Genomic DNA, 3,650 nt, shown 5'->3' with positions numbered 1-3,650 from the left:
GGCTCACGAGCAGCCGCTTTGTGGGGCAGCGGACGAGCTGCACTCGAGCAGTCAACTATCCGACCCGATCTGGACGGCGTTGCGGGCGGTGCTCAACGACGAACAGTTGGTTGAGTTGCCAATGCTTGTCGGCAACTACGTGACGATGTCGTATCTGCTCAACGCTCTTCGGGTGGCCAACGACTCCGGGATCGAACTGCCCAACCAGCCCGGTCGACGTGGGTCGTGACCACCGACCGGCGAGGACATCTGGAGAACACCCGACCGCCCGTGCCCGCCTGAGCGACCGCTCACCAGCGAGTGGCCGGCGCCGATTCGATTCCAGATCTTGCCTCTTCGGAAAGCGCCTGTAGCACGATCTTTGGTGACTTTTGCAGGGTGGCCATTGACATGGTGGTCATCGTCAGCGGACGATGTAAATGGTCATTTACTTAATCGAATCGAGGCAACCGTGACATTGCTCAACGTCGAGCTTCTTCAGGGCCGCAGCGACCCTCGCGCGTCTCCGGCCTCGATCGCGCTCATGCCCGACAGCCACCACGTCGACAGTTCGGCCGCAAAGACTCTGCGACTGTTGGACGCGTTCGCAACGGGTCAGCAGGCGGTCCTGGGGGTAACCGAACTGGCCCAACTGGCGCGGTTGCCGAAATCGACCACTCATCGCCTCCTCAGCACGCTGCTCGACCAGCATTATGTTCGTCGGGTCGGCGACCGCTACTGCCTGACGAATCGGGTATTCGAATTGGGAAACCGTGTCGGTATTTGTCGTCCAAATGGCTTGCGGGAGAGCGCAATGCCGTTTCTTGCCGACCTTTACGCCGCCACCCGCGAGACCGTGCACCTCGCCGTTCTGCAAGGCGTCGACGTCTTGTACCTCGAGAAACTGTTCGGTCCCAATTCGGTGCGCTCCGGCACGGCCGTGGGCGGACGCAAGAAGGCTCACGCCACCGCCTTGGGTAGGGCGATGCTGGCAAACTCAGGCACCGACGTCTGCGACAGCGCCCTCCGACAGAAGTTGAGCAGGTATACGCCTTACACACAGGTAAATCGGGAGAGTCTTGAAAGGACTCTGCAGCACGTTCGGGAGCGCGGCTTCGCCACCGACCAGCAGGAGATGCTGTTGGGAATGGTGTGTGTGGCAGCGCCCGTTTGTGATCCGTGCTCCGGCCGGGTGCTGGCCGCCGTTTCGGTCAGCGCGCATGCGTCGATTGAGGCGGTCCGCAAATTGAGCCCCAAAGTCGTCAACACCGCGGCCGCCATTTCTCAACAGCTTGGTTCCGCGGTGTTCGCTGTGTGACGACCCGCTCGGTCAGACCGCGAACGTCTGTACTCAGTGAACACCCTGCGACGCAGGTACTCCGGGACCATCGAACACGTTGGAAGGGAGCGACCGTGCCTTTGATCCGCGTTTGCGCGATCGACGAACTTCCACCAGGTGAGGCCCGGCGAGTTCCCACGGCGCCCCCCATTGCGGTATTTAACGTCGAGGGTGAGTTCTATGCAACGGCAGACAGCTGCAGTCACGACGCGTCGTCGCTTGCCGATGGCTACGTCGAAGGAGATCAGGTCGAGTGCGCATGGCACTTTGCCAAGTTCTGTCTACGCACCGGTCAGGTGCTGAGCCCGCCCGCCACACGCGACATTGCGACCTATCCCGTTGAGGTCAACGGGGGGATCGTTTACGTTGAGACCAGCTAATCAGCACCGCCGCGGCCGACAGATATGGAGCCTCAGCGGAGGAGACCGCACACTGAACTCGGAGCTCACCTAAATGCGGAACGCTGTGCACGGTCCCGTCGTGATCACAAATGGGACAGTGCGCCTTTCAGAAATTGGGTATCTCGTGTCATCCGATCCAGTGCAATGCCCCGACGTGGAGCCACCCCAGCGTCGCAAGCGCAACTCGGCACGGACCCGGCGGGAGATCCTGAGTGCCGCCGGGCGTAATTTCGCCCGACGCGGATACTCGATGGTTCCGCTGCAGCAGATCGCCAACGAGGCCGGTATTACCCCGGCATTGATCGTGCGCATGTTCGGGTCCAAGATGGGCCTATTCCGCGAAGTCGCACGCGATGAGTGGGACCTCTCGGATAGGCCCGACAGGACCTTCCCGACACTCGTCGAGCCCGCCGCCGACCTCGCCAGAGCTATCATCGACTACTGGAACGATCGGGACGCAAGATCGCCATCCTTGGCACTCGTACGATCGCTCGACATCGACGAGAGCGCCGAATTGTTCCGCCGAGAAATTCAGCGCAGGCTCGTGTCGCCATTGCTGCCGCACCTCCACGGCGACGGTGCCGATGAGCGCTCTCGCCTGATTGTCGGATTGACAATGGGGTTTGGCTACTTCACGACCGGTGCCCTCCTCGATCCAGACGCGCCTCCGCTCGACGCGGAGCAGATCTCGGTAATGGAGAAGTACCTCACCGACATCCTGTCGGTGATTTTGCGCCCAACCTAGATCGCGCAGTCCGTGAGCGGTGGCAGCCCACCGGTTCCGTAGGGCGGGACGTGATGGCTACCTGCTAGCCCGATCTTGCCGCACGCTTTTCCCCAAACCTCGGATCGGGCCGCTCGGCGTCGGGGATGGAGGCAGCATTGAGCGCCCTGGGTCAACCATGCGACGTCGACAGCAGGTCTCGACGATGGAGGCAGCGGAAAATGAACTCTCGCACAAGGATCGTCGGCGTCGGCGTCGGCGCGGCCGGCTCGTCGATGCGAAGGCCTTGGCTGATCCGGGACTGCGACTTGCGCTCTGAGCTCAGCGCGCGCCCTATGACCACTCCCGTCCCGCAAAGTGATTTCCGCCCCGTGGAACACGCAGCTGGGTGGTATTCGCAGGGGGTCCTAACGTTCCTGACAGATCAGGAAACTGGCGTTCGTCATGGAAGGGTTCGGCCGCGGTGTCTATCGACCAGCACGACGTGCAAGGACTCGTCTCGGTTCAGACGGGCGAAATCAATCGCCGCATCTTCACCGATGAGGAGATTTTCGAACGAGAGATGCGGCAGATCTTCGGTCGAGCGTGGCTGTTCCTTTGCCATGAGTCCCAGATGCCTAAGCCGGGCGACTTTTTCGAAGCACCGATGGGCCGCGACAACGTTCTTGTAGTACGCCAGAAGGACGGAACACTTCGAGCGTTGCTCAATACGTGCACCCATCGCGGCAACTCGATCTGCCGCGCCGAGGAGGGCAATGCGCGGAACTTCATGTGCACCTACCACGGATGGACCTTCGACATCTCCGGCGACCTGATCGGCGTCCCAGGCATGGAGAAGTTCTACAACAACGCACTCGATCGCTCCAAGCTCGGACTTCGCCAAGTCGCTCAGCTTGACACCTACAAAGGGTTCGTCTTCGCCACCCTCGACGGAACGGCACCACCGCTGCATGACTTTCTGGGAACCGCCGGGCGGCTCGGATTGGATCTGATCGCCGAACTCGGCGACATCGAGATCGTCCCGGGAATCCAGAAATTCCTCATCGATGCGAATTGGAAGCTCACCGTCGACAACGTCTTCGACTGGTATCACCCGCAGATCACCCACATGTCGGCTGCGGCCGCCAAAATGTTGCCCGAGGACGCCTACGACGGCCTTCTCGAAACGGCAGTTGACGGCGGCGGCGCCCAAACGCCCGACGGAGGG

General features: G+C 61.5%; 5 protein-coding genes. All 5 read left to right on the top strand.

Translation table 11 applies throughout. The features are described from left to right. Positions 1 to 229: carboxymuconolactone decarboxylase family protein (locus QOI01_RS00505; RefSeq protein ID WP_526377568.1), on the top strand; the 229-nt coding region annotated here is incomplete at its 5' end. Between the two features lie 222 nt (positions 230 to 451). Next, positions 452 to 1,297 carry an IclR family transcriptional regulator gene (locus QOI01_RS00500; protein WP_526377566.1) on the top strand — a complete coding sequence of 282 codons (846 nt, stop codon included), beginning with the start codon at positions 452 to 454 and terminating at the stop codon, positions 1,295 to 1,297. Further along, complete coding sequence (locus QOI01_RS00495; protein ID WP_526377564.1) at positions 1,294 to 1,698, top strand: bifunctional 3-phenylpropionate/cinnamic acid dioxygenase ferredoxin subunit; 405 nt, start codon at positions 1,294 to 1,296, stop codon at positions 1,696 to 1,698. The genes QOI01_RS00500 and QOI01_RS00495 overlap by 4 nt, the downstream gene beginning before the upstream one ends. Positions 1,699 to 1,771: 73 nt before the next feature. Further along, entirely contained in the window at positions 1,772 to 2,464 is a 693-nt protein-coding gene (locus QOI01_RS00490) for a TetR/AcrR family transcriptional regulator (protein ID WP_526377562.1), read from the top strand. Positions 2,465 to 3,005: 541 nt separating this feature from the next. Further along, the coding region (locus tag QOI01_RS00485) for an aromatic ring-hydroxylating oxygenase subunit alpha (RefSeq protein WP_526377570.1) at positions 3,006 to 3,650 on the top strand (645 nt) is incomplete at its 3' end.

The sequence above is a fragment of the Mycobacterium sp. genome, from assembly GCF_032162605.1.
GTDB lineage: Bacteria > Actinomycetota > Actinomycetes > Mycobacteriales > Mycobacteriaceae > Mycobacterium.
This window is presented reverse-complemented; position numbering and strand designations above follow the sequence as displayed.